The organism is Variovorax sp. P2_H12 (genome assembly GCF_056403395.1).
In genome coordinates, this window is the sequence record NZ_JBFUFO010000245.1 from 1 (window position 1) to 410 (window position 410).

1 protein-coding gene is annotated in these 410 nt (G+C 68.5%); it reads left to right on the forward strand.

The window, feature by feature from the left end:
* A partial coding sequence (locus tag AC1DYK_RS35985; protein WP_478170619.1) for a hypothetical protein occupies positions 1 to 410 on the forward strand: 410 nt, incomplete at both ends.

Below are 410 nucleotides of genomic sequence, written 5' to 3' on the forward strand. Positions count from 1 at the left end.
GTGTCACGCGGTCGTCGACATCACCGATGCCCACCGGGCCAGGGAGCGGATGCAGCTGATCAACGAGGCGAGCATACGTATCGGCACCACCCTGGATGTGGGGCGCACCGCAAAGGAACTGGCCGAGGTGGCGCTCCACCGACTGGCGGACAGCGTGACGGTGGATCTGCTGGACTCGGTGCTCCGGGGCGACACACCCACGCCCGGCCCGGCCGACCAGGGCCTCACATTGCGTCGGGCGGCCCACGAGACCGTTCTCGAGTCGACGCGGCCACCGAAGGCGTTGGCCGTGGGCGAACTGAGCCGATTCGGTCCGGCCTCGCCCCAGGCGCTGTGCATGGCCGATCTCGAGGCGAAATGCATCGCTCACCTGGACCTCACGGCGCCATGGTTGGACGAGGATCCCAAGC